Consider the following 25481-nt stretch of genomic DNA (forward strand, 5'->3'; position numbering starts at 1 on the left):
GTCCACGAGATGTCCGGGTCGCCCCGGGGGTCCCGCCCGGTTCACCCCCACTTTCGCGGGGAGATCTCGGGGGCGGGCGCCGCGCCGGGGACGTTCGTTGTACTACCCAGAGTACGCGCCCGGGCCACCTGCGGTTCCCCGGGCTCCGTCATCCGTGCTCCGGCGACCAGGGCGCGCCACGCGTCCCTGCGGGCCTCCCGCACGGTGGCGCGGGCGGTGGCGAGGGCATCCCTGGCCGCCCGCCCGGCTTCGACGGCGGCCCTGCGGGCCGGTGCCCAGACGCTGTGGCGGACCCAGTGCCCGACCGGCCGGACGACCTGCGTCCAGGCCCAGGCCACGGGCCGGCCGACGAGGTTCCAGGCGACCCACTTGAGGGCCCGGCCGAGGGCCCTGGAGAGGAACCCGGCGACCCGCCAGCAGATGGCGAGGGCGTCGCGGACCTCCCGCGCGACCGGTACGAGGACCCGCCTCCAGAGCCAGGTGGCGGGGACGGCGAAGCCGTACCGCGCGACCGGCACGATCACGTAACGCCAGAGCCCCACCCACGGCCACACGAACACCGCCCTGCCGGACCACGCCAGCACGGCCGCGAGGCCACCGCCGAGCCGGGGGAGGAACCAGCCGAGACCCCGTCCGGCCTGGACGAGGACCCGGCGGATCCCGTGGCCGAGCGGGTTCAGGACGCGGCGGGTCAGCCAGACGGCGGGAAGGGCGACCCCGTACCGGAACAGCGGGACGAGGACGTACCGGAAGAGGGCGGCGACCGGCACGAGGAGGAGCTTCTCCAGGAGGAACAGGGAGACGGTGCCGAGCGGGGCGAGGACGTGGCGGTACAGCCACCCGGCGGGGACGGCGATCCCGTACCGCGCGACCGGCACGATCACGAACCGCCAGAGGCCCACCCACGGCCGGACGAACAGCGCCTTCCCCAGCCAGGGGCCGGCGACCGACAGACCGGACCACAGCCACCCGCCCGTGACGGCGAGGCCCCGGCCCAGGCCGGTGAAGAACCAGGCCAGGCCGCGACCGACACCGGTGAGGACCCAGGCGAGACCGCGGCCGACACCGGTGAACACCCAGGCGAGACCGCGGCCGACACCGGTGAACACCCAGGCGAGACCGCGGCCCACCGGCGTGAACACCCACGCCAGCCCCCGGCCCGTACCGGTGAGCACCCACGCGAGACCGCGGCCCACCCGCGTGAACACCCACGCCAGCCCCCGGCCCGTACCGGTGAGCACCCACGTGATCCCCCGGCCGACCGGCGCGAGCACCCACCGGTACAGCCAGCGGGCCGGCCGGGTCACCGTGTGGTGGAGGAGCCGCGCCAGGCCGCGGCCCGCCGGGCGGAGGAGGCTGCGGTCGAGGAGGCGCGCCGCGGCCGTGAGGGCGTCCCAGGCCATGCGGATCGGCAGGACGACGAGGAGCACGACGATCCGGACCGGGATGCGGATCAGTGCCGGCGGCGGCGGGTTCTCCATGCTCATGCCGGAAATGACGCAACGGCCCGGCGCAGGGTTCACCCCGCGCCGGGCCGTCTCCCGAGTGCTGCCCGATCGGCTTACTTCACGACCGAGAGCGGCAGCAGCTTCTTGCCCGTCGGACCGATCTGGATGTGGGTGTCCATCTGCGGGCAGACGCCGCAGTCGAAGCACGGGGTCCAGCGGCAGTCCTCGACCTCGGTCTCGTCAAGGGCGTCCTGCCAGTCCTCCCAGAGCCAGTCCTTGTCGAGACCGGAGTCCAGGTGGTCCCAGGGCAGGACCTCCTCGTAGGTGCGCTCGCGGGTCGTGTACCAGGCGACGTCGACGCCCACGGACGGCAGCGTCTTCTCGGCGCAGGCCATCCAGCGGTCGTACGAGAAGTGCTCGCGCCAGCCGTCGAACCGGCCGCCGTCCTCGTACACCGCGCGGATGACCGCGCCGAGGCGGCGGTCGCCGCGGGAGAGGAGGCCCTCCACGATGCCGGGCTTGCCGTCGTGGTAGCGGAAGCCGATGGAGCGGCCGTACTTCTTGTCGCCGCGGATCTTGTCGCGGAGCTTCCGCAGGCGCTCGTCGGTCTCCTCGGCGGAGAGCTGCGGGGCCCACTGGAAGGGGGTGTGCGGTTTCGGGACGAAGCCGCCGATGGAGACGGTGCAGCGGATGTCGTTCTGGCCGGAGACCTTGCGGCCCTCGGCGATCACGTTCATCGCCATGTCGGCGATCTGGAGGACGTCCTCGTCGGTCTCCGTCGGCAGGCCGCACATGAAGTACAGCTTCACCTGGCGCCAGCCGTTGCCGTACGCGGTGGAGACGGTCCGGATGAGGTCCTCCTCCGAGACCATCTTGTTGATGACCTTGCGCATGCGCTCGGAGCCGCCCTCGGGGGCGAAGGTGAGGCCGGAACGGCGTCCGTTCCTGGTCAGCTCGTTGGCCAGGTCCACGTTGAAGGCGTCGACGCGGGTGGAGGGCAGGGACAGACCGACCTTGTCCTCCGTGTAGCGGTCCGCGAGGCCCTTCGCGATCTCACCGATCTCGGAGTGGTCCGCGGAGGACAGCGAGAGGAGGCCGACCTCCTCGAAGCCCGTGGCCTTGAGACCCTTCTCGACCATCTCGCCGATGCCGGTGATGCTTCGCTCCCGCACGGGGCGCGTGATCATGCCGGCCTGGCAGAAACGGCAGCCGCGGGTGCAGCCGCGGAAGATCTCGACGGACATGCGCTCGTGGACGGTCTCCGCGAGCGGCACGAGGGGCTGCTTGGGGTACGGCCACTCGTCGAGGTCCATGACGGTGTGCTTGGAGACCCGCCACGGCACGCCGGACCTGTTGGGCACGACACGGCCGATGCGGCCGTCCGGCAGGTACTCGACGTCGTAGAAACGCGGGATGTAGACCGAGCCGGTCTTCGCGAGGCGGAAGAGGACCTCCTCGCGGCCGCCCGGCCTGCCCTCGGCCTTCCAGGCGCGGATGATCTCGGTCATGTCGAGGACGGCCTGCTCGCCGTCGCCGATGATCGCCGCGTCGATGAAGTCCGCGATCGGCTCGGGGTTGAAGGCGGCGTGGCCGCCCGCGAGCACGATGGGGTGGTCGACGGTCCGGTCCTTCGACTCCAGGGGGATGCCGGCGAGGTCCAGGGCGGTGAGCATGTTGGTGTAGCCGAGCTCGGTGGAGAAGCTCAGGCCGAAGACGTCGAAGGCGCCGACGGGCCGGTGGCTGTCCACGGTGAACTGGGGGACCTTGTGCTCCCGCATCAGCTCCTCGAGGTCCGGCCAGACGCTGTAGGTGCGCTCGGCGAGGACACCCTCCCGTTCGTTCAGCACCTCGTACAGGATCATGACGCCCTGGTTGGGCAGGCCGACCTCGTACGCGTCCGGGTACATCAGCGCCCAGCGGACGTCGGCGGACTCCCACGGCTTGACCGTGGAGTTCAGCTCTCCACCGACGTACTGAATCGGCTTCTGCACGTGCGGGAGCAGAGCTTCGAGCTGCGGGAAGACAGACTCGGCAGCAGACATCTCGAACCTTCGTGAGCTGGCAGGGGGGCGACTCTCAAGCGTACCCCGGTGCTCAGCGGGTCAGAGCCGCCGTGAGCTTCGGGGCCGAGGCGCGGGCCCAGACCTCGGGGAGTTCCCGCTCGGCCGCCGCGGCGGCGGCCTCCTCGCGTCCGTAGAGAAGTCCCCAGGTGAAGGCCGATTCGCCGAAGCCGTGGGACTGGAGACCGAGCTCGCGCAGAGCGGCGCGGGCGACGACGGCGTCCTGGTGTTCACCAAGGACGGACTGGACTCCCTTCACGCGTTTCGACAGGCGCTTGGCGGGCTTGCCGAGGGTGGGGCGGGCCGCGTCGGACGCGTACCGGGCGCGCTTGGCGGCCTTGCGGGCCTCGTGGAGGGCGAGGTCGCGGTCGTGCCCGGGGGCGAGGGAGAGGGAGTGCTCGACCCGGCCGGCGAGCCGTTCGTGGTCCTTGCGGACGGCGCGGGCGAGGACCTTCCCCGCGTCCCGCCCGGCGGCCTTGCGCAGGGGCGGGTCGGCGAGGAGCGCGTGGAGGCCGTCGAGGAGGGCGAGGTACCGGGGGGAGTCGAGGGCGGCGAGCGCCTGTCGCCGGGCGTGGCCGCCGCGGGCGGCGTCCCGGTGGCGCAGCCGGGCCTTGACGGGGCCGAGGACGAGGGTGTCGGGCAGCTCCGTGACGTGGGCGCGGAGCCGCTTGTCGAGGACTTCCTGGTCGCGGGCGACGCCGAGCTCTCCGGCGAGCCATTTCAGTTCCTCGCCGAGCGCGTCGGTGACATTCCGGTCGAGGACGCGCCGGTACGTCTTGAAGGCGCTGCGCATCCGGCGGCAGGCGACCCGCAGTTGGTGCACGGCGTCGGGGAGGTCGCGCCGCACGGCCGGGTCGTAGGTGACGATCGCGTCGGTCTGTTCGCGGACGTAGGCGAGGACGGCGGCTCCGGCGGTGCCGGGCGTGCCGGGGGTGGCCGCCGGCCGGGGGCCCGGGCCGGTCTCGGTGAGTGCCCTGGCCAGTTTGGAGGCGGAGGCGGAGGGGCGGATGCCGGCTTTCCGGAGCCGCTTCTCGACGGCGTCGAGGACGGCCGGGTCGGTGTCGTCGGCGAGTTCCACCTCGATCTCGGTCCAGGTGGCCTCCGCGCCCCCCGGCAGCCGTTCGGCGTGGACGGTGTCGACGGACAGTTCGGCGAGGAGGGTGCCGTCCTCGGTGACGAGGTGGCGGACGTCCCGCGCGGAGCGGAGCCGGACGACGGGGACCACCTCGTCGCCGCGGACCCTGGACCGCAGCAGCTCCGCCAGCTCACCCGGGAGGGTGTCGGCCAGCGGCGCCCTGACCTCGTCGCGGATCCCGGAGGTGACGGGGAACTTGACGTGCCAGCCGGCGTCGTCGCCTCCGGTGCGGCGGCGCAGGGTGAGCGCGTCGGCGGCCAGTCTGAGGTCGGGGGTGTCGTAGTAGACGGCGTCGAGTTCCATGACGCCCCGGTCCACGACCGCGGAGACTCCGGAGACCCGTGTCAGGTCCGGTACCGGAGTCTCTCCGGTGGCTTCGTACTTCCGCTCGATCTCGCGCTTCGTCTCGGCCATACCTCGAATCTAGCCGCCGTCACGCCGTCATGGGGCGCTGCACCCTGATCGACTGGAGCAGTCCGATCGCCACCCAGACCGCGAACATCGACGAGCCGCCGTAGGAGACGAACGGCAGCGGCAGGCCCGCGACCGGCATGATGCCGAGGGTCATGCCGATGTTCTCGAAGGACTGGAAGGCGAACCAGGCGATGATGCCGGCCGCGACGATCGTGCCGTAGAGCTCGGTGGTCTCGCGGGCGATGCGGCAGGCGCGCCAGAGGACGACGCCGAGGAGGACGAGGATGAAGCCGGCGCCGACGAAGCCGAGCTCCTCGCCCGCGACGGTGAAGATGAAGTCGGTCTGCTGCTCGGGGACGAACTGGCCGGTGGTCTGGTGGCCCTTGAACAGGCCCGCGCCGTAGAGGCCGCCGGAGCCGATCGCGATGCGTGCCTGGTTGGTGTTGTAGCCGACGCCCGCCGGGTCGAGCTCGGGGTTGGCGAAGGCGGCGAAGCGGTTGATCTGGTACTCGTCGAGCATGCCGAGCGCGGTGACGAGGACGGCGCCGCCGATGCCCGCGCCGATCAGGCCGAGGACCCAGCGGTTGGACGCGCCGGAGGCGAGCAGCACGCCGAGCACGATGACGCCCATGACCATGACCGAGCCGAGGTCGGGCATCAGCATGACGATGCCCATGGGCAGCGCGGCCAGGACGAGGGCCTTGGCGACGGTGCCGTGGTCGGGGTGGATCTGGTCGCCGGCGTCGACCTTGGAGGCGAGCAGCACCGCCATGACCAGGATGATCGTGATCTTCACGAACTCGCTGGGCTGGAGGGAGAAGCCGCCGCCGATCACGATCCACGCGTGGGCGCCGTTGATGGTGGCGCCGAGCGGGGTGAGGACGGCGAGGATCAGCACGATCGAGAGGCCGTAGAGCACGGGGACCGCGCCGCGCAGGGTGCGGTGGCCGAGCCAGATCGTGCCGATCATCAGGACGAGGCCGATGCCGGTGTTGAGCAGGTGGCGGAAGAGGAAGTAGTACGGGTCGCCCTGGTTGAGCTCGGTGCGGCCCCGGGTGGCGGACCAGACGAGCAGGGCGCCGAGCAGGGAGAGCGTGAGCGCCGAGAGGAGCATCGGCCAGTCGAGCCGGCGCAGCACGGAGTCCCGGGCGGTGAGCCGTGCGACGGGTCCGCGGTCGGGGGCGTACCGGGAGACGGAGAAGCTCGTGCGGGTCGTCATCGTGTCAGTCCCTCAGGTGGGGAGGCGGGCCGGCGAGCGGCGCCGCTCCCCCGTTCTCGGCCGGGTCCACCAGCTGCGACTTCGGGTCGTACGGCTTGATCTCGGGGGCGTCGATGGTGCCGTCGGCGTTGACCTTGGGCAGGGTCGTCTGCGGCTTCGGCAGCAGGGCCCGCTTGAGGTCCTGGGCGCCGGAGTCGTCGAGGCCGTAGAGGGCGTCGTAGATGTTGCGCACGGCGGGGCCGGAGGCGCCGGAGCCGGTGCCGCCCTGGGAGATCGTCATGACGATGGTGAAGTCGTCGGTGTAGGTCGCCAGCCACGAGGTGGTCTGCTTGCCGTACACCTGTGCGGTGCCGGTCTTGGCCCGCATCGGGATCTTGTCCTGGGGCCAGCCGCCGAAGCGCCAGGCGGCGGTGCCGCCGGGTTCGACGACGGAGCGCAGGCCCTTGTCGAGGTCGCTGATCGTCTGGGCGCCGACCGGGAGCCTGCCGTGGGCCGTGGGCTTGATCTCACGGATGGACTTGCCGTCCGGGCTGATCACGGCCTTGCCGACGGTGGGGTTGAAGAGGGTGCCGCCGTTGCTGATGGCGGCGTAGGCGGTGGCCATCTGGATGGGCGTGACGAGGACGTCACCCTGGCCGATGGCGAAGTTGATGCTGTCGTACGCCTTCAGCTGGTTGCCTTCGAGGCAGCTCTCGTAGGCGATCTGCTCGACGTACGTGCCGCCCTTCTTGCCCTGCTTGCACCAGGAGTCCTTGTTGGCCTCCCAGAAGTTCTGCTTCCACTTGCGGTCGGGGATCCGGCCGGTGACCTCGTTGGGCAGGTCGATGCCGGTCTCGGAGCCGAGTCCGAAGTCGCGGGCGGTCGTGTAGAACCAGTCGTGGGCGTCCTTGTGGGGCTTGATCCCGCCGTCGCGCTGCCACTCCTTGTGGCCGAGGGCGTAGAAGACGGTGTTGCAGGAGAACTTGAGGGCCTCGCCGAGGGTGATGGGGCCGTGCCCCTGGGACTCGAAGTTGGCGAAGCTGCGGCTGCCGAGGCTGTAGGAGCTGCTGCAGTTGTACTTGTCGTCGAAGTCGTAGCCCGCGCGGACGGCGGCGCTCGCCGACACGACCTTGAAGATGGAGCCGGCCGGGGCCTGGCCCTGGATGGCGCGGTTGAGCAGCGGGTAGTTGGACCCCTTGCTGGTCATCGCGGCGTAGTCCTTGGCGGAGATGCCGCCGACCCAGGCGTTGGGGTCGTAGTCGGGCTGGGAGGCCATCGCGACGACACGGCCGGTCTTGGTCTCCATGACGACGACGGCGCCGGCGTCGGCCTCGTACTTGCGGCCGGTGATCTTGTCGGTCTCGCCCCGGACGACCTTCATCGCCGCGTTCAGCTCGTACTCGGCGACGGCCTGGACCCGGGCGTCGATGCTGGTGACGAGGGTCGAGCCGGCCACTCCCGGGTCGGACTTCGTCTGGCCCATGACGCGGCCGAGGTTGTCGACCTCGTAGCGGGTGACGCCCGCCTTGCCGCGCAGTTCCTTGTCGTACGTCCGCTCGATGCCGGAGCGGCCGACCTGGTCGGAGCGGAGGAACGGCGAGTCGGTGTCCTTGGCCTTCTCGATCTCCCCGTCGGTGACGGGCGAGAGGTAGCCGAGCACCTGCGAGGTGCGGGCCTTGGCGGGCGCGGGGTAGCGGCGGACGGCGGTGGGCTCCGCGGTGATGCCGGGGAAGTCCTCGGAGCTCTCACGGATGGTCAGGGCCTGCTGGGTGGTGGCCTCGTCGGTGACCGGGATCGGCTGGTAGGGCGAACCGTTCCAGCAGGGCTTCGGGGTCTTGGAGTCGCAGAGCCGGATCTTGTTGATGACGTCTTCGGGCTTCATCTCCAGGACGCCGGCGAGCCGGGTCAGGACGGTCTTGCCCCGGTCCTTCATCTTCATCAGCTCGGTGCGGGACGCGGAGACCACGAGCCGGGTCTCGTTGTCGGCGAGCGGCACGCCGCGGGCGTCCAGGATGGCGCCGCGCACGGCGGGCTGGACGACCTGCTGGACGTGGTTGTTCTTCGCCTCGTCCGTGTACTCCTTGCCGTTGCGGATCTGGAGGTACCAGAGCCGGCCCCCCAGGGTCAGCAGCAGGGAGAAGACGAGGATCTGGATGACGACGAGCCGGATCTGGACCCGGGGGGTCCGCCCAGTCTCGGGGATGTTGCTCATACCGCCGGTGCCCCCTCGGTCACAGTCGCTTGACTCCCTTGATGCGTCCGGCCCGTGAGGCGCGGTTCCGGGCGGCCTTGACGCGCAGGCCGCCGCGCTGGGTGCCGATCCTCAGGCCGGTGCCGGAGGAGAGCCAGCCGGAGGCGACGTCGGTGCCGCCGCCGCCCCCGGCGTCGGCGAGCGGGTCGTTCTCCGCGCGGCGGGCCAGCGCCATGATGAGCGGCACCGTGAACGGCGCGAGGAGCAGGTCGTACACGGCCGCCGTGAACAGCAGGAAGCCCAGGCCGACGTGGCGGGCCGCGGTGTCGCCGACGAGGGCGCCGACGCCCGCGTACAGGAGGGTGGAGCCGACGGCCGCCGCGACGACGACGGCCATGGGGCCGGACGCGGAGGTCAGCCGGCCGTTCTCCGGGCGGGCCAGGCCGACGAGGTAGCCGACGACGCAGAGCACGAGGGCGTAGCGGCCGGCGGCGTGGTCGGCGGGCGGGGCCAGGTCGGCGAGGAGGCCGGCGGTGAAGCCGATGAGCGCGCCGCTGACATGTCCGTAGACGAGGGCGAGGCCGACGACGGTGAGCAGGACCAGGTCGGGGACGGCGCCGGGGAGCTGGAGCCGGGCGAGGACGGAGACCTGGACGACGAGGGCGACCACGATCAGCGTCGCGGAGAGGAGGATGCGGTTGAACTTCACGGTGTCGCGTCCCCCTGGTCCTGGCCCTGGTCCTGCTGGTTCTGTCCCTGGTCCGGCTTCTGACCCTGGTTCTGCTGCTCGGCGTTCGGCTGCTGTCCGTCCGGTGGCGGTGGTGTGACCGTGACCGTGACGGTCGGCGCCGGCTTGGGCTTCTGCGGCAGGACCATGTCGCGCGGGTCGGAGCGGGGGGCCTGGACGACGACGCCGACGATGTCGAGCTTGGTGAAGCCGACGTACGGGCGGACGTAGACGTTACGGGTGAGGCCGCCGCCCGCCGGGTCGACGCGGACGATCTCGCCGACCGGCACGCCGGGCACGAAGGGCTTGTCGCCGCTGGAGCCGAAGGTGACGAGCCGGTCGCCGGCCTTCACCTTGGCCTTGCCGTTGAGGAGCTGGACGAGCAGCGGCTGGTCGCCCTGGCCGGTGGCGAAGCCGAGTTCGTCGGTCTTCTCCATCCGGGTGCCGACGGTGAAGTCGGGGTCGTTGGCGAGGAGGACCGTGGCCGTCGACGGGCCGACGGTGGTGACGCGGCCGACGAGCCCGGCGCCGTTGAGGACGGTCATGTCCCGCTGGACGCCGTCGCGCGCGCCGATGTCGATGGTGACCGTCCAGGAGAAGCCCTGGGCCGCTCCTATGGCGATGACCTGGGCGCCCTTGATCCCGTACTGTCCGGCGCCGGCGGTCCTGAGCATGGAGTCGAGCTCGCGCAGCCGGTTGCGGTTGCGGTCGTCGCTGCCGAGCTCGGCCTTGAGTTCGGCGTTCTCCTTCTCCAGGGCGGCGATCCGGGTGTGCCGCTCGCCGGAGTCCCGGACCGCCCCTATGGCGTTGCCGACGGGGTCGACGGCGGCCGCCACACCGTTCTCGACCGGGCCGAAGACCGCCGCGGCGGCCTGCCGGGCACCGTCGACGGGTGACTCCTGGCCGCCGCGGATGTCCACCGTGATCAGTGCGAACGCGATGGCGATCAGCAGCACCAGGAGCAGCCGGCTCTCTCGTGTGTCCCTCACGTGCGGCGGCCGTGCCTTTCCTCGTGGTTCGGTTCTCGGCTGTGCGGTGGTGCGGTGGTGCTAGCGGCGCGGCTGGGCGTCCAGGACCTGCTGGAGGGCCTCGAACTCCTCGACGCACTTGCCGGAGCCGAGCGCCACCGAGTCCAGCGGGTCCTCCGCGATGTGGATCGGCATGCCGGTCTCCCGGCGGAGACGCTCGTCGAGGCCGCGCAGCAGGGCGCCGCCACCCGTGAGAACGATGCCGCGGTCCATGACGTCACCGGAGAGCTCCGGCGGGCACTTGTCGAGGGTCGTCTTCACCGCGTCGACGATGGCGTTGACCGGCTCCTCGATGGCCTTGCGGACCTCGGCGGCGGAGATGACCACGGTCTTGGGGAGACCCGAGACGAGGTCGCGGCCCCGGATCTCGGTGTGCTCGTCCTTGTCGAGGTCGTACGCGGAGCCGATGGTGATCTTGATCTGCTCGGCGGTGCGCTCACCGAGGAGGAGCGAGTACTCCTTCTTGATGTGCTGGATGATCGCGTTGTCCAACTCGTCGCCGGCGACCCGGATCGACTGTGCCGTGACGATTCCTCCGAGGGAGATGACCGCGACCTCGGTGGTGCCGCCGCCGATGTCGACGACCATGTTGCCGGTGGCCTCGTGGACGGGGAGGCCCGAGCCGATGGCCGCCGCCATGGGCTCCTCGATGATGTGCACCTGGCGGGCGCCGGCCTGCGTGGAGGCCTCGATGACGGCGCGGCGCTCGACGCCGGTGATGCCGGAGGGCACGCAGACGACGACGCGCGGGCGGGCCAGGTAGCGACGCTTGTGGATCTTCAGGATGAAGTAGCGGAGCATCCGCTCGGTGATCTCGAAGTCGGCGATGACGCCGTCCTTCAGTGGCCGGACGGCGACGATGTTGCCGGGGGTCCGGCCGATCATCTTCTTCGCCTCCGCGCCGACCGCGAGGATGCCGCCGGTGTTGGTGTTGATGGCGACGACGGACGGCTCGTTCAGAACGATGCCTCGACCCCTCACGTACACCAGCGTGTTGGCGGTCCCGAGGTCGACAGCCATGTCACGGCCGATGAACGACATAGAGTTCCCCTTGATTCCCATGGCTGAGGGTGGTGCGGCGTGGAGTTTTCCATCGTAGTGCCGCCCGCCCGGATACCGCGCGGTGGTCCACCTCTGTACAGGTGACGGCAGGACGCGGCGATCCGTTCCCGCGATCGGCGTTCATATGCCTGGGGGCGACCGAAATTCCTTCGGTCGCCCCACAGGGTCCTGCGTTCGGCTGACGCCCGGTCAGCACCGGTCAGGCAAGACCGGGGAAGAAGATCTTCAGCTCGCGGGCGGCGGACTCCTCCGAGTCGGAGGCGTGGATCAGGTTCTCCCGGACGATCGTGCCGAAATCACCCCGAATGGACCCGGGGGCCGCGGCGATCGGGTCGGTCGGACCGGCCAACTGGCGTACACCCTCGATGACCCGCTCGCCCTCGACGACGAGCGCGACGACGGGACCGGAGGACATGAAGCCCATCAGCGGCTCGTAGAACGGCTTGCCCTTGTGCTCGCCGTAGTGCTGCTCCAGGGTCTCCTGGTCCAGCTCACGCAGCTCCAGGGCCGCCAGGCTCCAGCCGGCCTTGCGCTCGATGCGGCCGATGATCTCGCCGACCAGGCCACGGCGGACGGCGTCGGGCTTGAGCAGGACGAGCGTGCGCTGGCTCACGGGGGAACTCCTTCGGAAAAGCGGTGTGCGGGACTCCGAGGCTACAGGCCCCGCACGGCCCACGATCACGCAGCGTCAGGCCCTGCCGAAGCCCCGGCGGTCTGCTGCTCGGCCCAGCGCGCCTTGATCTCGTCGATGCGCCGCCCGTAGTGCACCGAGGCCCACCACAGACCGGCGAAGACCGCGCCGAGGAAGAACATGGTCGGGACGAAGAAGCCGCTGAGGACCAGGCCGATCTGCAGGGCCCAGCCGAGCTGCACCCCGCCGGGGCGGGTGACCATCCCGCACAGCAGCACCGAGAAGACCATCGCGACCCCGCAGACCCACCACACGGTGGACATCGCGAGGCTGTCGTCCTTCATGGCGACGAGCCCGGCGAAGCCGATCACGAAGAACTCGCCGATGAGCGTCGACGAACAGAGCGTGCGCATCCGATTCAGCCCCTTCGCAGCAGCAGCCGGGCGTCGCCGACCGTGAAGATCGAACCGGTCACCAGGACGCCCGCGCCGCCGTACTCGGCCTCTTCCTCCGCGAGGGTGATGGCCGCCTCGATGGCGTCCGGCAGCCGTGGCTCGACCACGACCCGGTCCTCGCCGAAGACCTCGACCGCGATCGCGGCCAGCGCGTCCACGTCCGTGGCCCGCGGGTTGGAGTTCGCGGTGACGACGACCTCCGCGAAGATCGGCTCGAAGGCCTCCAGGAGCCCCCTGGCGTCCTTGTCACCGCTCGTGGAGACCACGCCGATGAGCCGCGAGAAGCCGAAGGCCTCGCTGACGCCCTCCGCCGTCGCCCGCGCGCCGTGCGGGTTGTGCGCGGCGTCCAGGAGCACCGTCGGCGAGGAGCGGACGATCTCCAGCCGGCCCGGGGAGGCCACCTGGGCGAACGCCGTGCGGACCGTGTCCAGGTCCAGGGTCCTGGCGTGGTCGGCGCCGATCCCGAAGAAGGCCTCGACCGCCGCGAGGGCCACCGCCGCGTTGTGCGCCTGGTAGGCGCCGTGCAGCGGCAGGAAGACGTTGTCGTACTCGCCGCCGAGGCCGCGCAGGGTGAGGAGCTGGCCGCCGACCGCGACCTCGCGGGAGACGATGCCGAACTCCATGCCCTCGCGGGCGACGGTGGCGTCCGCCTCGACGGCCTTCTTCAGCAGGACCTGCGCCGCGTCCACCGGCTGCTGGGCCAGGATCACGGTCGCGCCCTGCTTGATGATCCCGGACTTCTCGCCGGCGATCTCGGCGGTCGTCCCGCCGAGCCGGTCGGTGTGGTCCAGGTCGATCGGGGTGACGACGGCGACGGAGGCGTCGATGACGTTCGTCGCGTCCCAGGTGCCGCCCATGCCGACCTCGACGACGGCCACGTCGACCGGGGCGTCCGCGAAGGCCGCGTACGCCATTCCGGTGAGGACCTCGAAGAAGGAGAGCCGGTACTCCTCGCGGTCGTCGACCAGCTCCACGTACGGCTTGACGTCCTGGTACGTCTCGATGAACCGCTCGGCGGAGATCGGGGCGCCGTCCAGGCTGATCCGCTCGGTGATGGTCTGCACGTGCGGCGAGGTGTACCGCCCGGTGCGCAGCTCGAAGGCGCCGAGCAGCGCCTCGATCATGCGGGCCGTCGACGTCTTGCCGTTGGTGCCGGTGATGTGGATCGAGGGGTACGCGCGCTGCGGCTCGCCGAGCACGTCCATCAGGGCCGCGATCCGGGTGACCGAGGGCTCCAGCTTGGTCTCGCCCCAGCGGGTGGACAGCTCGGTCTCGACCTCGCGCAGCGCCTTGTCCAGCTCCGGGTCCTCCGGGCGGCTCGGCACGGGGTCGCCCTGCGGCGGTCCGGCCTGGGTGCGCAGGGTGCGGCTGCCGGCCTCGATCACCGCCAGGTCGGGGTCGCGGGTGGTTTCGGATTCGACGATGTCGTCGAAGGCGTCGGGCGTGTCGGACGGGTCGCGGGGCTCACTCACGAGGCCAGTCTACGGACGGGTACCGACACGGCGGCGGCGAGGCGGGTCGGGCCGGTGGGCGAGCCGCGTCGGATCAGCGGTCCAGGCCCGTCGGGAGGAGCGCCGTGACCACGTAGCCGCCGTCCTCCCGGCGCGCCGTGAGCGTGCCGCCCATGCTGGTGACCCGCTCCCCCATGGAGAACAGGCCGGTGCCGGTCGACACCGGGGCCGGGTCCGGCGGGGTCCTGGGCAGCGGGTTGCGCACCGAGATCCGGAGGTCGGGGCCCTCCACGGTGATCGCGACCGTCACGGGCAGGCCGGGCGCGTGCTTGGCCGCGTTCGTCAGGCACTCCTGGACGACCCGGTGGACGGCCGCCTGCCGGAGCGGTGACAGCGCCTTGGCCTCCTGGGCGACCGCCAGTTCCACCGGGCTGCCCATCCGCTCGCTCTCCCCCGCGAGGGCGGCGAGTCCTTCGAGGCCGGGGGTGCCCGCGCCCTCCCGGTCGGCGCGGCGCACGATCGTCTCGTTGAGCATGAGGTGGGCGCGCCGGGCGGTGTCCGCGAGCTCCTCGAAGTCCTTGTGGTGCCCTTCTCCCCTGGCCCGTACGGCGAGGACCTCCGCCCGTACCGCGAGGACGGTGAGCTCGCGGCCGACCAGGTCGTGGACGTCCCGGCCGACGGAGATCCGCTCCTCCTGGACGGCCTGCCGGGCGGCCGCCTCGCGCCGCTGGACCTCCAGGGCGCGGACGAGGTCCTGTCGGTACGCGGCGACGCCGACGCCCGCAGCGAGGACGCCGATCGGGACGACCAGGCTCAGGAAGTCGCTCAGGGTGTCGCCGTGCCGGGCGGGCCAGCCGGGCGTGTGGAAGAGCGCGTAAACCACGGCGACGTAGAGCAGGGTCGCGACGATCGCGGCGCGGCGCCCCCGGTACCGGCCGATGGAGTAGAGCGCGAACTGGACCATGGTCAGCTCGTGCAGCCAGCCGAGGAGCCCGAGCGCCACCAGGTACGGGAGCCACGGCAGCCGGCGGCGGAGCACCAGGGTGGCCGCGCCGGCGGCGAGGACCAGGGTGGCGGTGACGCCGGTCAGGGAGTTGTCGGCGCGGGCGAGTCCGGGCACGTCCAGGCACATGAGGCCGAAGGCGCTGAGCGCGGCGACGACGTCGAGGGCGCGGGGGGTGCTGGCCCACCGGTCCACGCGACGGCGCAGCGCGGGGACGGTGGGGAGGCGGGGCATGCCTTCCATCATCCAAGGTCTTTCGTCCCGACGCCGAGGACCTGAAGTCCCGTCTGTTGTGACATCGGGCACTTCGTCCCCCGGGGGTCCGGGCACAGGGGAAGGGCCCGGAACCGGGGATCGGTTCCGGGCCCTTCCGCCGTACGGATCAGGCCTGCGGCAGGGTCGCCAGCTGGGCCTCGATGCGGGCGATGTCCTCGTCCGCCTTGGCGAGGCGGGTCCGGATCTTCTCGACCACGTTGTCCGGGGCCTTGGCGAGGAAGGCCTCGTTGCCGAGCTTCCCGTGCGCCTGGGCCTTCTCCTTCTCGGCGGCCGCGAGGTCCTTCGTCAGACGCTTGCGCTCGGCCTCCACGTCGATCGTGCCCGACAGGTCGAGCGCGACGGTGGCGCCGGCGACCGGCAGGGAGGCGGTGGCGGAGAAGCCCTCGCCCTCCGGCTGGAGGCGCAGCAGCTGGCGGATGGCGGCCTCGTGCGGGGCGAGCTCGGTGCCGGTGACGTCCAGACGTGCGGGGACCTTCTGGCCGGGCTGGAGGCCCTGGTCCGACCGGAACCGGCGGACCTCGGTGACGACCCGCTGGACCAGCTCGATCTCCTTCTCGGCGGCCTCGTCGCGGAAGCCCGAGTCGGTGGGCCAGTCCGCGATGACGACGGACTCGCCGCCGGTCAGGGTGGTCCACAGCGTCTCGGTGACGAACGGGACGATCGGGTGCAGCAGCCGCAGCATCACGTCCAGGACCTCGCCGAGGACCCGGCCGGAGACCTTGGCCTGCTCTCCGCCCGCGAAGAAGGTGGTCTTCGACAGCTCGACGTACCAGTCGAAGACCTCGTCCCACGCGAAGTGGTAGAGGGCGTCGGCGAGCTTCGCGAACTGGTAGTCCTCGTAGTAGGCGTCGACCTCGGCGACCGTCTTGTTGAGCCGGGACAGGATCCAGCGGTCCGTCGCCGACATCTCGGAGGCGTCCGGCAGCGGGCCCTCGACCGTCGCGCCGTTCATCAGCGCGAAGCGCGTGGCGTTCCAGATCTTGTTGGCGAAGTTCCGGGAGGCCTTGACCCAGTCCTCGCCGATCGGGACGTCGACGCCCGGGTTGGCGCCGTTGGCCAGGGTGAAGCGGACGGCGTCGGAGCCGTACTCGTCCATCCAGTCCAGCGGGTTGACCACGTTGCCGAAGGACTTCGACATCTTCTTGCCGTTCTGGTCACGGACCATGCCGTGCAGGGCGATGGTGTGGAACGGCGGGGTGCCGTCCATCGCGTACAGACCGAACATCATCATCCGGGCGACCCAGAAGAAGAGGATGTCGTAGCCGGTGACCAGGACCGAGTTCGGGTAGAACTTCTCGAGGCTCTCGGTCCGTTCGGGCCAGCCGAGCGTGGAGAACGGCCACAGGCCGGAGGAAAACCAGGTGTCCAGGACGTCCGTGTCCTGGTGCCAGCCCTCGCCCGTCGGCGGCTGCTCGTCCGGTCCGACGCAGACCACTTCACCGTTCGGGCCGTACCAGACCGGGATGCGGTGGCCCCACCACAGCTGGCGCGAGATGCACCAGTCGTGCAGGTTGTCGACCCAGTCGAAGTACCGCTTCTCCATCTCCTGCGGGTGGATCTTGACCTTGCCGTCGCGGACGGCGTCGCCCGCGGCCTTCGCGAGCGGCCCGACCTTGACCCACCACTGCATCGACAGACGCGGCTCGATGGTGGTCTTGCAGCGCGAGCAGTGGCCGACGGAGTGGACGTACGGGCGCTTCTCGGCGACGATCCGGCCCTCGGCGCGCAGGGCGGCGACGATGGCGGAACGGGCCTCCAGGCGGTCCAGGCCCTGGAAGGGGCCGTGGACGGTGATGACCGCGCGCTCGTCCATGACGGCGAGGTTCGGCAGGTCGTGGCGCTGGCCGATCTCGAAGTCGTTGGGGTCGTGGGCCGGGGTCACCTTGACGGCGCCGGTGCCGAACTCGGGGTCGACGTGGGTGTCGGCGACGACCGGGATCGTACGGTCGGTCAGCGGCAGCTTGATCTGCTTGCCGACCAGGTGCTTGTACCGCTCGTCGTCGGGGTGGACGGCGACGGCCGTGTCACCGAGCATCGTCTCGGCGCGGGTGGTGGCGACGACCAGGGAGTCGTCACCCTCGCCGTAGCGGATGGAGACGAGCTCGCCGTCGTCGTCCTGGTACTCGACCTCGATGTCCGAGATGGCCGTCAGACAGCGCGGGCACCAGTTGATGATGCGCTCGGCGCGGTAGATCAGCTCGTCGTCGTAGAGCTTCTTGAAGATGGTCTGGACGGACTGGGACAGGCCCTCGTCCATGGTGAAGCGCTCACGGGACCAGGCGACGCCGTCGCCCAGGCGCTTCATCTGGCCGGAGATCTGACCACCCGACTCGGCCTTCCACTGCCAGACGCGCTCGACGAACGCCTCGCGGCCCAGGTCGTGGCGGGACTTGCCCTCCTTGGCGAGCTCGCGCTCGACGACGTTCTGGGTGGCGATGCCGGCGTGGTCCATGCCCGGCTGCCACAGCGTCTCGAAGCCCTGCATGCGCTTGCGGCGGGTGAGGGCGTCGATCAGGGTGTGCTCGAAGGCGTGGCCCAGGTGGAGCGAGCCGGTGACGTTCGGCGGCGGGATGACGATCGTGTACGGCGGCTTCTCGCTCTTCGCGTCCGCCTCGAAGTACCCGCGCTCTACCCAGCGCTCGTACAGCGGCCCCTCTACCTCGGCCGGCGCGTACTGGGTCGGCAGTTCGGTGATGGGCGCTGTCTGCTGCTGAGTGTTCTCGGTCACGGGGCCAGTTTAGGGGTGTCCCAGCCTCGTCCTGAAACGCTTTGGTTCGGTAACGGTGTGGCCCCCGCCGCACTTCCCGGTCAGCGGTTCCGCCAGGATGTTCGGGAGGCATAAACATCCTGTGAGGGGAACCTGTCGATGAGCTACAACCAGCCCGGCCCGTACGGCGGCCAGCCGCCCCAGCAGCCCGGCCCCTACGGCCAGCCGGGCCCGTACGGCCAGCAGCCGCAGCAGCCGGGCCCTTACGGCCAGCCGCAGGCGCCGCAGCCGGGCTACGGGTACCCCCAGCAGGCCCCGCAGGGCGTCCCGCCGCAGCAGCCTCCGTACGGCTACCCCCAGCAGCCCGGTCCCTACGGCCAGCAGCCCCCGTACGGCGCCCCCCAGGGCCCCGGCGGCTACGTACCGCACCCGCCGGCCCCGAAGAAGTCCAAGGCCGGCTGGATCATCGGCGCGGTCGCGGTCGTCGCGGCGCTCGGCGTGGGCGCGTACTTCGTGTTCGGTGGCGGCGCCGGTTCCTCGGTCGCGAACGACGGTCCGCACAAGCTGATCACCCCGGAGACGGTGCTCACGGAGTACAAGAAGGGCGCCGGCAGCGGCAAGGCGAGCGGCGACGAGTCCCTCAAGGAGGCCCAGCAGAAGGGCGTCAAGAACGCCCAGCAGGTCCGCGCCTCCTACGAGGTGAAGAACCCGGCCAACCCCCTCGCGGGCAAGTACGTCTCCTTCAACGGCCTCTACGGCGAGATCGACGACCCGGAGCAGGTCGTCGACGACATCTTCGCCAGCGCCAAGGCCGAGGCCGACAAGGAAGCGGGCAAGGCGGACGCGCCGCAGCTGATCGGCAGCCCGCAGGCGTACACGCCGGCCGAGCTCGACGGCGCGGTCCTCAAGTGCCAGCAGGCCCAGGGCAAGGCGAACGCCTCCACCGGCGTGCCGGCCTTCACCGTGACGATGTGCGTGTGGGCCGACCACAGCACGGTGGGCTTCGTGGTCCCGACCGACGCGGCCGCCCTGCTCTCGGGCAACGCCGGCTCCGCCGAGGACGCCGCCGCCCTCACGGCCAAGCTCCGCAAGGAAGTCCGCGTCAAGCTCTGAGCCCGCGACCGGACATGAGTGAGGGGTCCCGCCTTCGGGCGGGACCCCTCACTCATGGAACGTCCGGACGTCAGGCCGACTTCTCGTGCCTGCCGTCGTTCTTCACGATCCGCGGGACCAGCGTCGGGTTCACGTTGTTGCGGACGACGTCCGCCGTGATGACGACCCGGGCCACGTCCTTGCGGGACGGGACCTCGTACATCACCGACTGGAGGACCTCCTCCATGATGGCGCGCAGGCCGCGCGCGCCGGTGCCGCGGAGGATGGCCTGGTCGGCGATGGCCTCCAGGGCCGGGCGGTCGAAGTCCAGCTCCACGCCGTCGAGTTCGAAGAGGCGCTGGTACTGCTTCACCAGCGCGTTCCGCGGCTCGACCAGGATCTGGAGGAGCGCCTCGCGGTCCAGGTTGTGCACGGAGGTGAGGACCGGGAGACGGCCGATGAACTCGGGGATCATCCCGAACTTCACCAGGTCCTCCGGCATGACCTCCTGGAACTGGTCGCTCGCCTCGATCTCGCGCTTGGAGCGGATGGTCGCCCCGAAGCCGATGCCCTTGGCGCCCGCACGCGACTCGATGATCTTCTCCAGGCCGGCGAAGGCGCCGCCCACGATGAAGAGCACGTTCGTCGTGTCGATCTGGATGAACTCCTGGTGGGGGTGCTTCCGTCCGCCCTGCGGCGGGACCGAGGCCGTCGTCCCTTCCAGGATCTTCAGGAGGGCCTGCTGCACGCCCTCGCCGGACACGTCGCGCGTGATCGACGGGTTTTCGCTCTTACGGGCGACCTTGTCGATCTCGTCGATGTAGATGATCCCGGTCTCGGCCTTCTTGACGTCGTAGTCGGCCGCCTGGATCAGCTTCAGCAGGATGTTCTCGACGTCCTCGCCGACGTAGCCGGCCTCCGTCAGTGCCGTCGCGTCGGCGATGGCGAACGGGACGTTGAGCATGCGGGCCAGGGTCTGCGCGAGCAGCGTCTTCCCGGAGCCCGTGGGACCGAGGAGCAGGATGTTGGACTTCGCCAGTTCGATGGCGTCGTCCCTGCCCTGCGCGCCGCCGTTCTCGCCGGCCTGGACGCGCTTGTAGTGGTTGTACACCGCGACCGAGAGGGCCTTCTTCGCGGGTTCCTGCCCGACGACGTAGCCCTCGAGGAACTCGTAGATCTCGCGGGGCTTCGGGAGTTCCTCCCAGCGCACCTCGCTCGTCTCCGCGAGTTCCTCCTCGATGATCTCGTTGCAGAGGTCGATGCACTCGTCGCAGATGTACACACCGGGTCCCGCGATGAGCTTCTTCACCTGCTTCTGGCTCTTTCCGCAGAACGAGCACTTGAGCAGGTCGCCGCCATCACCGATGCGTGCCACGAGGTGCTTCCCCTTCGCCTGGGAGTGCTTGGTTCAGCACTCCTGGTGCCTCATATTCGACGGTACCTTGCCGGGCCCCCCGTTCGGGCCCCCCTTGGCACGGTTCACATGGTCGCGATTCGGCCACATGCTCCGTGCCAGGGGAAGGTCGGGCGTCAGTGTGCCGCGGCGGACGTGCTCTTACGGGTCGAGACGATCTGGTCCACGAGGCCGTACGCCAGGGCGTCCTCGGCCGTGAGGATCTTGTCGCGCTCGATGTCGTCGCGGATCTTCTCGATCGGGGTCGAGGAGTGCTTGGCCAGCATCTCCTCCAGCTGGCTGCGCATGCGCAGGATCTCGCGGGCCGCGATCTCCAGGTCGGAGAGCTGCTCACGGCCGGTGCCGCCGGACGGCTGGTGGATCAGCACGCGGGCGTTCGGCAGGGCCATCCGCTTGCCGGGCGTACCGGCGGCGAGCAGCACGGCCGCGGCGGAGGCCGCCTGGCCCATGCAGACCGTCTGGATGTCCGGCTTCACGAACTGCATCGTGTCGTAGATCGCGGTCAGCGCGGTGAACGAGCCACCGGGGCTGTTGATGTAGATCGAGATGTCGCGGTCCGGGTCCATCGACTCCAGGCACAGCAGCTGCGCCATGACGTCGTTGGCGGAGGCGTCGTCGATCTGCACGCCGAGGAAGATCACGCGCTCCTCGAAGAGCTTGGCGTAGGGGTCGTACTCGCGGATGCCCTGCGAGGTGCGCTCGACGAAGCGCGGCACGACGTAGCGGTTGTCCATCGGCGCGCCGGTGTGGAGGCCGCTCGCGGAGAGGTTGTTCTGCATCTGGGTGTTCACCGTCCTGGTGGCGTTCGCTGGGCTGGGGCTCTTGAGCGGACTGCCGGGGCTCAGGCGCCCGTGCCGCCGCCGCCGGGAACACCCGCGGCGTGCGTGATGATGTCGTCGATGAGGCCGTAGTTCTTGGCCTCCTCCGCGGTGAACCAGCGGTCGCGGTCGCCGTCGCGGATGATCGCCTCGACGGTCTGGCCGGAGTGGTGCGCGGTGATCTCGGCCATGCGCTTCTTCGTGCGGAGAAGGTACTCGGCCTGGATCTTGATGTCGGAGGCGGTGCCGCCGATGCCGGCGGAGCCCTGGTGCATCAGGATGTCGGTGTTCGGCAGGGCGAAGCGCTTGCCGGGGGTGCCGCCGGTGAGCAGGAACTGGCCCATCGAGGCCGCCATGCCCATACCGATGGTCACGACGTCGTTGGGGATGTACTGCATGGTGTCGTAGACGGCCATGCCGGCCGTCACGGAGCCACCGGGGCTGTTGATGTACAGGAAGATGTCCTTGTCCGGCTCGGCGGCCAGGAGGAGCATCTGCGCGGTGATCTTGTTGGCGATGTCGTCGTCGACCTGCTGGCCGAGGAAGATGATGCGCTCGCCGAGCAGCCGGTTGTAGACATGGTCGCCGAGGCCGCCACCGATGGACGGCTCACCCGCGGCGTAAGGCTTCAGATTCGTCACGTATCCACCTGCTCGTCTCCGACGGCCGTGGGCCGTCTCAGCGTCTCGTTCCGAGGGCACTGCCCTCGTATTCATGGACCCTAACGCGCAGGTGGGACAACGCCATCCCGGTTCCCGAACTGTTCGCTGGGAGCGCAAGGTAGTTGGGGGCCCCGGGCGGGGTCCGCGTACGTCCACGGGCCCGTACGCACAGGAGTGCGTACGGGCCCGTGGAACAGGGTCCGCGCGGGGCGGGGGCCCCTTACTTGTCCTCGGAGACCTCGGCCTCGCCGGCGGCGGCCTCGACGGCCTCGGCGGCGGTCTCGACCTCGTCCTCGTCGTCGGAGAGGTCGACGACCTCACCGTTGGTGTCGACGACCTTGGCTGCCTCGACGACGACCGCGAGGGCCTTGCCGCGGGCGACCTCGCCGACGAGCATCGGCACCTGGCCACCCTCGGCCACGGCCTGGGCGAACTGGTCGGGGCTCATGCCGGAGGAGGCGGCACGGCGGAACAGGTGCTCGGTGAGCTCCTCGCGGGAGACGTCGAGCTTCTCCTTGTTGACGAGCTCATCGAGGATGAACTGCGTCTTGATGCCCTTCTCGGCCTGCTCCTTGGTCTCGGCCAGGAACTCCTCCTCGGTCTTGCCCTGGATCTCCAGGTACTTCGCGAGGTCGAGGCCCATCTGGCCGAGCTGGTGGTGCTCCAGGTTGTGCTTGCGGGTGTTGATCTCGTCCTCGAGAAGCTTCTCGGGCATCGGGACCTCGACCAGCTTGAGGAGCTCGTCGAGGACGCGCTCCTGGGCCTGGGTGGCCTGGTCGAACTGCTTCATGTTCTCGAGGCGCTTGCGGCTGTCGGCCTTGAGCTCGTCGAGGGTGTCGAACTCCGACGCCAGCTGCGCGAAGTCGTCGTCCAGCTCGGGGAGCTCACGGGCGGCGACGGTGGTGACCTTGACGGTGACCTCGGCGTCCTTGCCCTCGGCGGTGCCGCCCTTGAGCTGCGAGGTGAAGGTGGCCTCGCCACCGGCCTCCAGGCCCTTGACGGCCTCGTCGATGCCGTCGAGCAGCTCGCCGGAGCCGATGGTGTACGAGACACCGTCGGCGACACCGTCGGGGAGGACCTCGCCGTCGACCTTGGCCTCGAGGTCGATGGTGACGACGTCGCCGTCCTGGGCGGCGCGCTCGACCGGGGAGGTCGAGGCGAAGCGCTCGCGGAGCTGCTCCACGGACTTCTCGACGTCCTCGTCGGTGACCTCGACCGCGTCGACGGTGACCTCGATGCCGGAGTAGTCCGGGATCTCGATCGTCGGGCGGATGTCGACCTCGGCGGTGAAGGCCAGCAGCTCGCCGTCCTTCAGCTCGGTGATGTCGACCTCGGGCTGGCCCAGCGGGTTGACCTCGGCCTCGTTCACGGCCTCGGTGTAGAACTTCGGGAGCGCGTCGTTGACGGCCTCCTCCAGCACGGCGCCGCGGCCGAACCGCTGGTCGATCACGCGAGCAGGGATCTTGCCCTTACGGAAGCCCTTGACCGTGACCTGCTGGTTGATCTTCTTGTACGCCGCGTCGAGGCTGTCCTTGAGCTCCTCGAAGGGCACCTCGACAGTGAGCCGAACCCGGGTCGGGTTCAGGGTCTCCACGGCGCTCTTCACGGTTCGGTCTCCTTGTGGCTGATTCCTGGAATCCACCGGCGCCGCGTGTGGCGGTTCCGGCGGGTCGGCCCGGTCAGAAAGACACACGGGCACGCAGCTTGCATAGTAACCGCAAGCGGGATGACGCCCACAACGTGATCAAGAGCGCGCGAGCTGTGCGCGTGATCGTCATGGTCGGGGTGGCGGGATTTGAACCCACGGCCTTCCGCTCCCAAAGCGGACGCGCTACCAAGCTGCGCCACACCCCGTCGGTGCGACACGTAGGGTACATGGACGGAGACTGTCCGGCGCCCCCTCTTTTCCAGGTGTGCGCGAACCGCCTCCGAACCGCTACCATGCTCTTCGTGCCGCGGTCCTCGTGACCTGCGGCGCGATGCTGTGCGGGCGTAGCTCAATGGTAGAGCACTAGTCTTCCAAACTAGCTACGCGGGTTCGATTCCCGTCGCCCGCTCCAACAGGCCCACGGCCCGGTTCGCCTCTCGCGACCGGGCCGTGGTCGTTCCCGCCGGAAGTCCCCCGCGGAGTTCTCAGAACTTGATGGAGGCGACCGTCTGCGTTATCGAGTCCAGGAAGCGCTGGATGTCGTCGGCCATGCCGGTGGAGGCGAGGAAGAAGCCGAAGAGCACCGCGACCACGGCCGGGCCGCCCTTGAGGTTCCCCCCGCGGATCAACACCACCAGGATGATTGCCAACAGCAACACCACAGACAGTGAAATGGCCACAACTGATCACACCCTCGGTCGGTCCCGCCTTGCCCACCAGGGAGCCCGAGTCCCGGAACACCCCCCGCTGTCTCCATCGTGCCACCAACCCCCCTGCCCTCGCTGCCCGGTGACGAATCGTCTCAGCAGGAGGTCACGGCGAATCCTGGACGAACGGCGCGGGCCCGTCAGGCGGGGCGGGAGATGAGGAGGAGGGCCCGGTCGTCGTTGACGTCCTTGGCGACGGCTTCGATCAGGTGCCAGGCGACGCCCTCGAAGCCCTCGGCGACGCAGCGGTCGGCCTCGCCCGTGAGCCGGTCGATGCCCTCGGCGATGTCCCGGTCCGCGGCCTCGACCAGGCCGTCGGTGAAGAGCATCAGGACGTCGCCGGGGCGCAGCGAGCCCTTGACCGGGTGGAACTCGGCGCCGTCGTAGACACCGAGGAGGGGTCCGTCGGCGGCCTTCTCCTCCCAGCGGCCGCTGCCCGCGTGGAGTTGCAGGGCGGGGAGGTGGCCGGCGGAGAACAGCTCGTAGTCCCCCGACTCCAGGTCGAGGACGAGATGGATGGAGGTGGCGAAGCCCTCGTCCCAGTTCTGCCGCAGCAGATAGCCGTTGGCCGCGGGCAGGAAGCCGTGCGGCGGGAGCGAGCCGAGCAGTCCGCCGAAGGCGCCGGAGAGCAGCAGCGAGCGGGAGGCGGCGTCCATGCCCTTGCCGGAGACGTCGGTGAGGACGACCTCCAGGGTGCGGCCGCCGTGGGTGCGGGCGGCGACGACGAAGTCGCCGGAGAAGGACTGGCCGCCGGCCGGGCGCAGCGCCATCTCGCGGTGCCAGCCCTGCGGGAGGCGGGGCAGGGCGCTCTGGACGCGGATGCGTTCGCGCAGGTCGAAGAGCATGGTGCCGCCGCGCCGCCAGGGCACGCCGACCCGGGCCCGGAACTGGGCGATGAGCAGCCCGAAGAGGCCGCAGGCGGCGACGACGAGGACGGTGCCGGGGGTGACCCGGGCGGGTCCCTGGGTGTACGGGCCGAGGACGACGGACTCGACGATGAGGGCGCCGGCCGCCGCCGCGTACAGGCCGAGCAGGCTGGCAGGGCGCAGCAGCAGGCCGCCGGCGACGATGGGCAGGACGAGCGCGGCGGGTGCGCACCAGACCGGGTCGAGGAGCGTGCCGCAGGCGATGGCCGGGATCATCAGGAAGAGCCCGGCGAACGCGAGCCAGTCGGAGCCGTCCCCGCGGAAGTAGTCGACGCCGGACCTGCGCAGCGCGGTGCGGGCCCGGCGGGCGCGCCTGCGCAACCGGGCCGCGGTCGTGTTCACTCCGGCGCGGTGTCCCATTGGCCTGGACCCTATCCATCCCGTCCGGCATCGCGCAGGGGTACCCCGGTGACATTGTGCGCGAAATC

General features: G+C 70.4%; 20 protein-coding genes and 2 tRNA genes. 2 read left to right on the plus strand and 20 right to left on the minus strand.

Translation table 11 applies throughout. From position 1 onward, the window contains the following. Positions 1-41: 41 nt before the first annotated feature. The 13 genes from AMK29_RS03720 to AMK29_RS03780 form a co-directional block, all read right to left on the minus strand. The gene (locus AMK29_RS03720) at positions 42-1487 is read right to left on the minus strand and encodes a hypothetical protein (RefSeq protein WP_143202882.1); all 1446 of its coding nucleotides are present in this window, start codon (positions 1485-1487) and stop codon (positions 42-44) included. A gap of 74 nt (positions 1488-1561) precedes the next feature. Beyond that, the gene (locus tag AMK29_RS03725; protein ID WP_073807364.1) at positions 1562-3490 is read right to left on the minus strand and encodes a TIGR03960 family B12-binding radical SAM protein; all 1929 of its coding nucleotides are present in this window, start codon (positions 3488-3490) and stop codon (positions 1562-1564) included. A gap of 52 nt (positions 3491-3542) precedes the next feature. Next, positions 3543-5057 carry a CYTH and CHAD domain-containing protein gene (locus tag AMK29_RS03730; RefSeq protein WP_073807367.1) on the minus strand — a complete coding sequence of 505 codons (1515 nt, stop codon included), beginning with the start codon at positions 5055-5057 and terminating at the stop codon, positions 3543-3545. A 19-nt stretch (positions 5058-5076) separates the two neighbouring features. Next, complete coding sequence (gene rodA, locus AMK29_RS03735) at positions 5077-6276, minus strand: rod shape-determining protein RodA (RefSeq protein WP_073807370.1); 1200 nt, start codon at positions 6274-6276, stop codon at positions 5077-5079. 4 nt (positions 6277-6280) lie between these two features. Further along, a complete protein-coding gene (mrdA, locus tag AMK29_RS03740) occupies positions 6281-8467 on the minus strand; it encodes a penicillin-binding protein 2 (protein WP_073807373.1) in 2187 nt (728 codons plus the stop codon). A gap of 19 nt (positions 8468-8486) precedes the next feature. Beyond that, complete coding sequence (gene mreD / locus AMK29_RS03745) at positions 8487-9155, minus strand: rod shape-determining protein MreD (protein ID WP_073807376.1); 669 nt, start codon at positions 9153-9155, stop codon at positions 8487-8489. After that, a complete protein-coding gene (mreC, locus tag AMK29_RS03750) occupies positions 9152-10162 on the minus strand; it encodes a rod shape-determining protein MreC (protein ID WP_073807378.1) in 1011 nt (336 codons plus the stop codon). Before mreC ends, mreD begins: the two co-directional genes overlap by 4 nt. A 60-nt stretch (positions 10163-10222) precedes the next feature. Then, positions 10223-11242: a rod shape-determining protein gene (locus AMK29_RS03755; RefSeq protein ID WP_017239313.1), complete on the minus strand. Its 1020-nt coding sequence runs from the start codon at positions 11240-11242 to the stop codon at positions 10223-10225. A gap of 220 nt (positions 11243-11462) precedes the next feature. Further along, positions 11463-11876 (minus strand): nucleoside-diphosphate kinase, encoded by a 414-nt coding sequence (gene ndk, locus AMK29_RS03760; RefSeq protein ID WP_073807381.1) that lies wholly within the window; start codon positions 11874-11876, stop codon positions 11463-11465. 65 nt (positions 11877-11941) lie between these two features. After that, positions 11942-12307 carry a DUF4233 domain-containing protein gene (locus AMK29_RS03765; protein ID WP_073807384.1) on the minus strand — a complete coding sequence of 122 codons (366 nt, stop codon included), beginning with the start codon at positions 12305-12307 and terminating at the stop codon, positions 11942-11944. Between the two features lie 5 nt (positions 12308-12312). Further along, positions 12313-13821 (minus strand): bifunctional tetrahydrofolate synthase/dihydrofolate synthase, encoded by a 1509-nt coding sequence (folC, locus tag AMK29_RS03770; protein ID WP_073807387.1) that lies wholly within the window; start codon positions 13819-13821, stop codon positions 12313-12315. Positions 13822-13894: 73 nt separating this feature from the next. Continuing rightward, complete coding sequence (locus AMK29_RS03775) at positions 13895-15037, minus strand: sensor histidine kinase (RefSeq protein ID WP_073808258.1); 1143 nt, start codon at positions 15035-15037, stop codon at positions 13895-13897. A 148-nt stretch (positions 15038-15185) separates the two neighbouring features. After that, entirely contained in the window at positions 15186-17807 is a 2622-nt protein-coding gene (locus AMK29_RS03780; RefSeq protein WP_073807390.1) for a valine--tRNA ligase, read from the minus strand. Positions 17808-17945: 138 nt separating this feature from the next. Between AMK29_RS03780 and AMK29_RS03785 the strand changes: the two genes are divergently transcribed. Beyond that, positions 17946-18899, plus strand: coding sequence for a hypothetical protein (locus AMK29_RS03785; RefSeq protein ID WP_073807392.1), 954 nt, complete (start codon positions 17946-17948; stop codon positions 18897-18899). 70 nt (positions 18900-18969) lie between these two features. On the opposite strand, the gene clpX is transcribed toward AMK29_RS03785, so the two are convergent. The 5 genes from clpX to AMK29_RS03810 form a co-directional block, all read right to left on the minus strand. Beyond that, positions 18970-20253, minus strand: a complete 1284-nt coding sequence (gene clpX, locus AMK29_RS03790) for an ATP-dependent Clp protease ATP-binding subunit ClpX (RefSeq protein WP_015033605.1) — start codon at positions 20251-20253, stop codon at positions 18970-18972. Positions 20254-20408: 155 nt separating this feature from the next. Beyond that, the gene (locus tag AMK29_RS03795; protein ID WP_073808261.1) at positions 20409-21071 is read right to left on the minus strand and encodes an ATP-dependent Clp protease proteolytic subunit; all 663 of its coding nucleotides are present in this window, start codon (positions 21069-21071) and stop codon (positions 20409-20411) included. 62 nt (positions 21072-21133) lie between these two features. Continuing rightward, positions 21134-21751 (minus strand): ATP-dependent Clp protease proteolytic subunit, encoded by a 618-nt coding sequence (locus AMK29_RS03800; RefSeq protein ID WP_073807395.1) that lies wholly within the window; start codon positions 21749-21751, stop codon positions 21134-21136. Positions 21752-21992: 241 nt separating this feature from the next. Further along, positions 21993-23378: a trigger factor gene (tig, locus tag AMK29_RS03805; RefSeq protein ID WP_073807398.1), complete on the minus strand. Its 1386-nt coding sequence runs from the start codon at positions 23376-23378 to the stop codon at positions 21993-21995. Between the two features lie 171 nt (positions 23379-23549). Then, a tRNA-Pro gene (locus AMK29_RS03810) sits at positions 23550-23626 on the minus strand. A gap of 132 nt (positions 23627-23758) precedes the next feature. Between AMK29_RS03810 and AMK29_RS03815 the strand changes: the two genes are divergently transcribed. Continuing rightward, positions 23759-23832 (plus strand) — tRNA-Gly (locus AMK29_RS03815). 73 nt (positions 23833-23905) lie between these two features. On the opposite strand, the gene AMK29_RS03820 is transcribed toward AMK29_RS03815, so the two are convergent. Together AMK29_RS03820 and AMK29_RS03825 are read right to left on the minus strand one after the other, a co-directional pair. After that, positions 23906-24100 (minus strand): hypothetical protein, encoded by a 195-nt coding sequence (locus AMK29_RS03820; RefSeq protein ID WP_015033610.1) that lies wholly within the window; start codon positions 24098-24100, stop codon positions 23906-23908. A 167-nt stretch (positions 24101-24267) separates the two neighbouring features. Beyond that, a complete protein-coding gene (locus AMK29_RS03825; RefSeq protein WP_073807400.1) occupies positions 24268-25413 on the minus strand; it encodes a PP2C family protein-serine/threonine phosphatase in 1146 nt (381 codons plus the stop codon). Positions 25414-25481 lie beyond the last annotated feature (68 nt).

The sequence above is a fragment of the Streptomyces sp. CB02261 genome, from assembly GCF_001905665.1.
Classification (GTDB): Bacteria; Actinomycetota; Actinomycetes; order Streptomycetales; family Streptomycetaceae; genus Streptomyces.

Excerpts from the sequence above, each read along its gene's own strand:
- AMK29_RS03720 (WP_143202882.1), bottom strand. The coding sequence starts at position 1,487 with ATGAGCATGGAGAACCCGCCGCCGCCGGCACTGATCCGCATCCCGGTC.
- AMK29_RS03725 (WP_073807364.1), bottom strand. The coding sequence starts at position 3,490 with ATGTCTGCTGCCGAGTCTGTCTTCCCGCAGCTCGAAGCTCTGCTCCCG.
- AMK29_RS03730 (WP_073807367.1), bottom strand. The coding sequence starts at position 5,057 with ATGGCCGAGACGAAGCGCGAGATCGAGCGGAAGTACGAAGCCACCGGA.
- rodA (WP_073807370.1), bottom strand. The coding sequence starts at position 6,276 with ATGACGACCCGCACGAGCTTCTCCGTCTCCCGGTACGCCCCCGACCGC.
- mrdA (WP_073807373.1), bottom strand. The coding sequence starts at position 8,467 with ATGAGCAACATCCCCGAGACTGGGCGGACCCCCCGGGTCCAGATCCGG.
- AMK29_RS03755 (WP_017239313.1), bottom strand. The coding sequence starts at position 11,242 with ATGTCGTTCATCGGCCGTGACATGGCTGTCGACCTCGGGACCGCCAAC.
- AMK29_RS03765 (WP_073807384.1), bottom strand. The coding sequence starts at position 12,307 with ATGCGCACGCTCTGTTCGTCGACGCTCATCGGCGAGTTCTTCGTGATC.
- AMK29_RS03775 (WP_073808258.1), bottom strand. The coding sequence starts at position 15,037 with ATGCCCCGCCTCCCCACCGTCCCCGCGCTGCGCCGTCGCGTGGACCGG.
- AMK29_RS03785 (WP_073807392.1), top strand. The coding sequence starts at position 17,946 with ATGAGCTACAACCAGCCCGGCCCGTACGGCGGCCAGCCGCCCCAGCAG.
- AMK29_RS03795 (WP_073808261.1), bottom strand. The coding sequence starts at position 21,071 with ATGCAGAACAACCTCTCCGCGAGCGGCCTCCACACCGGCGCGCCGATG.
- AMK29_RS03825 (WP_073807400.1), bottom strand. The coding sequence starts at position 25,413 with ATGGGACACCGCGCCGGAGTGAACACGACCGCGGCCCGGTTGCGCAGG.